The 5,770-nt window shown below is 37.0% G+C and carries 6 protein-coding genes; all 6 read right to left on the bottom strand.

The features are described 5' to 3' along the window. Positions 1 to 59: 59 nt before the first annotated feature. Complete coding sequence (locus tag HLX49_RS16925) at positions 60 to 1,058, bottom strand: tetratricopeptide repeat protein (RefSeq protein WP_296363380.1); 999 nt, start codon at positions 1,056 to 1,058, stop codon at positions 60 to 62. Positions 1,059 to 1,228: 170 nt separating this feature from the next. Further along, positions 1,229 to 2,899: a glycerol-3-phosphate dehydrogenase/oxidase gene (locus tag HLX49_RS16920; RefSeq protein ID WP_296363378.1), complete on the bottom strand. Its 1,671-nt coding sequence runs from the start codon at positions 2,897 to 2,899 to the stop codon at positions 1,229 to 1,231. A 313-nt stretch (positions 2,900 to 3,212) separates the two neighbouring features. Continuing rightward, positions 3,213 to 3,752, bottom strand: coding sequence for a glycerol-3-phosphate responsive antiterminator (locus HLX49_RS16915; RefSeq protein ID WP_073007849.1), 540 nt, complete (start codon positions 3,750 to 3,752; stop codon positions 3,213 to 3,215). 5 nt (positions 3,753 to 3,757) lie between these two features. Next, on the bottom strand, positions 3,758 to 4,279 hold the full coding sequence (locus HLX49_RS16910; protein ID WP_077705280.1) for an acyltransferase: 522 nt from the start codon (positions 4,277 to 4,279) through the stop codon (positions 3,758 to 3,760). A 3-nt stretch (positions 4,280 to 4,282) separates the two neighbouring features. Then, positions 4,283 to 4,918, bottom strand: coding sequence for a pyrophosphatase PpaX (ppaX, locus tag HLX49_RS16905; protein ID WP_077705281.1), 636 nt, complete (start codon positions 4,916 to 4,918; stop codon positions 4,283 to 4,285). Further along, positions 4,893 to 5,770, bottom strand: an 878-nt coding sequence (locus HLX49_RS16900; protein WP_296363375.1) for a nucleoside recognition domain-containing protein, incomplete at its 5' end; no start/stop codon positions are given. The genes HLX49_RS16900 and ppaX, both read right to left, overlap by 26 nt.

The following is a 5,770-nucleotide window of genomic DNA, read 5'->3' as shown; positions in this document are numbered from 1 at the left end:
CAGCCATACTTAGCTTAATAAACAAACCAACTTTCGTCTATTATTCTGCTCAAGGCGCTTCAACCCTCATGCCAAGGTGTATTTTCGTTTTTCAATTCATGATTTTTTTTACACCCTTCCCTCCAAATAGACATGGCTTTTTCATGGTCTCCTATATGGTATGCAGCTAATGCATAAAAGCGAAAATAAGATAGATGCCCATTCAATTTGTCTTTTTTTAGCATTTTAAATCTATCTACAGCAGCTACATACTGCCCTGTTCGGGCTAATGTTACTGCAATACGTAATTTTTGTTGCTCGTGAATTGGATATACTTTTAGTAATGGCTCGATATAGAAATTATATGCTTCCATATGACCTAAATAATAATTAAATATAGCTAAATTATTGCATCCATATAGTGAAATTGGATTTGATTCCATTTCTTCAAGCTCCATATTAACCGCTCGCTGTTCATGGCCTAAAAAAAAGAGCGTTTCTGCGTACTCATGCTTTATATTTGGTTGATTTGGAAACAAGATAAGCATTTCCTCTAAAATATGCATCGCCTTTTCCCACTCATGATGCTCCATATGGTAAAAAACCGTTTCCTGATAGATAAGAAGTTCATCCTCTTCTTCCAACTCTTCATCCTCTAGGTCTTCTTCAATTTCAAGTAGTTCTAATAAATGGAAAACTTCTTCTTTAAAGTCCCCATTCGAATCTTTTTCTATATAGAGATGAGCGTACTTTTTTGCATCATTTAATAATCCTAAATGAGCGAAATTGTTCGCTATTAAATAGTAACAATCGACATTCTCAGAAACCTTTAGTACATTCATTAAAAGGTCATTAGCAGCATGGTAAGCGCCAATTTCCGTATATATAATAGATAATTGACATTGATACAAAGTTTCATCAGGCTTGTGATCAATTGCCTTTTTTACCCACTTGACAGCACTATCAAATTTTCTTTTTTGGAAAGCTTCTATACCTTTTGTAAAATAAAAATCACCTTCAGGAATAAAAGGGAGAACGTTATTTTGTTTTCCTTTCGTTTTATTCGTAACTTGCTGCATAATAAATATCCCCCTAATTTGTAGACATACAAATTTAATTATACCATATTTAGTAGCACGTTGATATAGATTCGAATAAGAGTAAAGCACGAGGCAATCCTACGTGTACGGAAAATTCTTAAGCTTTTTTCAACAAAACGGGCATCTCCCAATAGATGCCCGTTTTTGCTTTAATTATTTAATACTGGATGAGTAGCCTCTTCCATTGCTATATTTAATTCACCTGTATACTTCTCTACTTCCTCATTCGTCCATTGTAATACCTTAGCCATATATGAAATAACTTTGTCTTTATGTGCCTTTACCCATTCTATTTCAAAAAATAATGCCCCAGTTCGTCGAATAAAGAAGTCTACAGGCTTATACGCTGCCTCGTACTCTAGCGCATATACTAGTTCTGCAAAAAGACAACGTTCGATCCCTTCAGCACTTGCTTCTTGCTGTCGATCACGGTAAAATTCCAAGATTTTATCAAAATTCGATCCATACCTGTAAATTAATCGTTTAGCTGTCGAATCATCTATCCCTTCTGCTACTGCTTCCTCTGTCTTACGAACAACAAATTTGGCAAACCCTTGCGAGCCACCAACTTCTCCACCTGAGATTGGGAGATGTACTGTATCAGATTTAGAATATAAAATACCTTCTTCTTCTTTTAACTGCTGTGTAACTTTATCCACGACATCTTCGGCCATCTTACGGTAGCCGGTTAATTTCCCCCCAGCCATTGAAATCAGCCCAGAATCAGAGACAAATATTTCGTCTTTACGTGATATTTCTCCTGGGTTGTCTTTCCCTTCTTCAGCAATCAATGGGCGTAAACCAGCCCAGCTCGATTCTACATGGTCGGCAGTAATATTTAATGACGGGAACATATAGTTAATAGCATTCAAAATATAGTCCCGATCAGAAACTGTCGTTGTCGGATTCGCAATATCCCCTTTGTAACTCGTATCTGTTGTACCGACATAGGTTACATTTTCACGAGGTATCGCAAAAATCATGCGACCATCTGGGCTATCAAAATAAATAGCTTGTTGTAATGGGAAAACTTTTTTTGAGAATACAAGATGAACCCCTTTTGTTAAATGTAGCGCTTTCCCTTGTTTGGATCCGTCTATCTCTCTTAATTCATCCACCCATGGCCCACCGGCATTAATCATTTTTTTTGCATGCACTTGATAGCGTTTTCCTTTAATTTGATCTTCAATAATAGCACCTGTTATTTGTTTATTTTTATCATATATAAAGTCAATCACTTTAGCATAGTTAGCTGCATGTGCCCCTTTTTGTACAGCTTTTTTCAATACTTCCATCGTTAATCGGGCATCATCCGTCTTATACTCTACGTAATAACCGGCTCCTTTCAAGCCATCTTGTTTAATCAACGGTTCCTTTGCCAAAGCTTCTTCCATATTTAACATTTTTCGCCGTTCTGATTTTTTTACACCAGCTAGCAAATCGTATACGCGCAAACCAATATTTGTCGTAACTGGTCCAAATGTGCCTCCTTTATAAAACGGCAACATCATCCATTCTGGCGTTGTTACATGTGGGCCATTTTCATACACAATAGCTCTTTCCCGTCCTACTTCTGCTACCATTTTAACTTCCATTTGCTTTAAGTAACGAAGCCCGCCATGGACAAGTTTTGTTGAACGACTAGAAGTTCCTGCTGCAAAATCTTGCATCTCCGCTAGCCCTGTTTTCATCCCTCGCATTGTAGCGTCTAAAGCAATTCCGGACCCAGTAATCCCCCCACCAATGACCAATAAATCCAGTTGCTTACTTTCCATATGTTTTAAGTTATCCTCACGTTGAAAGCTTGAAAAAGTATGCATTCTCCATCACTCCCTAAATATTCGACTATTGTTTCTATATATCCATACCCCATTTACAGGATACGCATGTATAAAATGGAACGGAAATATATTTACACATAAAAGATAAACGATTATTATTCATCAATGCTGCGTTTAGAAAAACTTGGCTAGATGTATACGATAAACCAAGTGTAAAAAAAGAAAGCCACAAAACAAACTAATATAATATATATTAGTTGCTTTGCGGCTTCTCCATATCTCCGTCCATCTATTAACTTACTTAAAGTATAACATATATGTAGGCAGTCAACAATGATTTCCTTTTACCCTATTACCAAAGATCTGTATTAGATGTTGAGACTCCTACAGCTCCAGCCTCTAGCGCTTGTCTTACTTGATCACTTGTTTTAATGAGTCCCCCAGCAATAACTGGCAGCTTTGTTTGTTCATTTATCGATTGAATCATGGTAGGGATTAGACCTGGTAATACTTCAATACAATCCGGCTTGGCATTTTCAATCTGCTTTAAATTTTGCTCCAGCGCTAAACTGTCCAATAGAAACACCCGTTGAATAGCCAGTAAGCCATGTTTTTTAGCCATGCGAATAACATTTGCTCTTGTTGATAAAATACCATCTGGTTTGATTTCCCTAAGTACATATTCCATTCCGTAATCATCCGACTTTAAACCTTGAATTAAATCGAAGTGAATTAAAATATTTTTATTTGATTTTTTAGTGTGGGCAACGAGACTCTTAATTTGTGCTAAACGTGTTTCTAAAATAACAATAGTCGGGTATCCTGTTTCTAATGCTTTATCAAAGTCCTTCATCTTACGTATAGCCGGCAATATACCAGTCGGAACGTGCAAATCTTTCACCTGCCTTCATTTGAATTATGTTTTTCCTCCCTTTCTTTTTTTGTATGGATTATTTGCATTGGATTTCCCCCAACAAATGCTCCTTCAGGCACATCTTTGTGAATTAATGTACCAGCTGAAACAATCGCCCTATCACCAATATGAACTCCCGGCAAAATAGTCGTGTTCGCTCCTATCATGACTTCATCACCGATCCTAACCTCTCCAAGCCGATACTCTGTAATTAAATATTCATGAGCTAAGATCGTCGTATTATAGCCAATGACACTATTTTTTCCTACCGTAATCTTTTCAGGAAACATTATATCTGGCATAACCATAAGCGCAAAAGCAGTTTGTTTACCAATTTTCATCGATAAGCATGTACGATAAAGCCAGTTTTTCACAGGTAAAAAAGGCGTATATCTGGCTAGCTGAATGATGATAAAATTCCTCATGATTTTCCAAAATGACACTGTCTTATACATTTGCCATAAGGAATTTGTATGTTGCACAGGGTAACGCTTTGTTCTTCGCATGTTTTACACTCCTGTAAGGTTTAAAAGATCACGCATATCCTCTAGCATAAATGTTGGTTCATATTGTAATAAACGTTCTTTTCCTTTAAAAGACCATGCTACTCCAGCTGTTTGCACACCTGCATTTTTCCCAGCCTCTATATCGTGTGCGTTATCGCCGATCATCAATGTTGAAGGTTGTTCTGCAGTTAACTCTTCCATCGCTTTATATACTGGTTCTGCGTGTGGTTTTGGGTTCTTGACATCATCTAATGTAATCACAGTATCAAAATAAGCTGTTAACTTTGTAGTAGATAACCCTTTTTCCACACCTGATCGCATTTTAGTTGTAACAACCCCTAATTTGAATCCGTTTCGTTTTAGCTGCTCCAATGTTTCTATAACATAAGGAAATACCTTAACATAATTATCATGTTCTTTCATATTATGGCTTCGATACGTTTGCACCATGCTGTCTGCCTTTTCTGAATCGATTGCCTTAAACGTATCTACTAAAGGAGGACCATTAAACTCAATAATTTCTTCTCGCGTAAATTGTAGATTATATTGCTTAAATGTATGGAAAAACGAGGCGATAATTAACTCATTTGTATCTATTAATGTCCCATCTAAATCAAAAAGTATTGTACGAATGCTCATTTGTTGTCGGTTCCTTCCTTTTATTTTTATCTAGTTTATTCCAAATATAAGCTATTGTCATCGTTAATACAATCGCTGTTACTAAACGAATGATTAATAGCGGCCAAACTGGTATACCTAGCGGAATAAAGACGAGCGTATCTTCTACAACAGCATGACAAGATACAAGAAAGATCAGCGCAAGTATCATATCCTTTCTCTCGACTCCATCTTCTTTCACAGCCTGTATCATAACTCCAGCACCATAAGCTAAACCAATCGTTAGCCCTGCTACCATCGTCATCGAAGTATTTTCTTTCATTCCAAGTGCTTTTGTAAATGGACCAAAGCCTTTGGAAAGTTTTGTTAGCCAACCCATTTCGCGCAAAAATTGCATTACAATCATAAGCGGAATAACAATAAGTGCTAATTGAACTATCGCAATAGCTGCTGTCTGTAAACCGTGTAAAACAATTTCCCCCCAGCCATTTAAAGCAGGGGTTGAACTGGAAATAAAACCGTAAACAGCTTGTTCGGAACCACCTTCCCATACAAGGTTAATGACAATTGCAGCAAATAGCGCTAAACCTATACGAATTCCAGAAATGAGCCACCAACTAACTCCTACCCTGGACGCTACTGCCGATTCAATAAATAAGTTATGGGAAAATGACAGCATTATAGCCATAATAAAAACTTCTTTTACCGTAAATTCAAAAGAAACAATAGCTGCTATACCTGCATATAGATTTAATGCATTTCCTAGCACTAATGGAACAGCTGCTTCTCCGGAAAGCCCAAATACCCCCATTATAGGTGTTAGCTGTTTGATCACCCATGGAAGTACGGGTGTAAATTGTAAAATGGTTACAA

Source organism: Virgibacillus sp., from assembly GCF_013393565.1.
In the GTDB taxonomy this organism is placed as follows: domain Bacteria; phylum Bacillota; class Bacilli; order Bacillales; family Amphibacillaceae; genus Virgibacillus; species Virgibacillus dokdonensis.
This window is presented reverse-complemented; position numbering and strand designations above follow the sequence as displayed.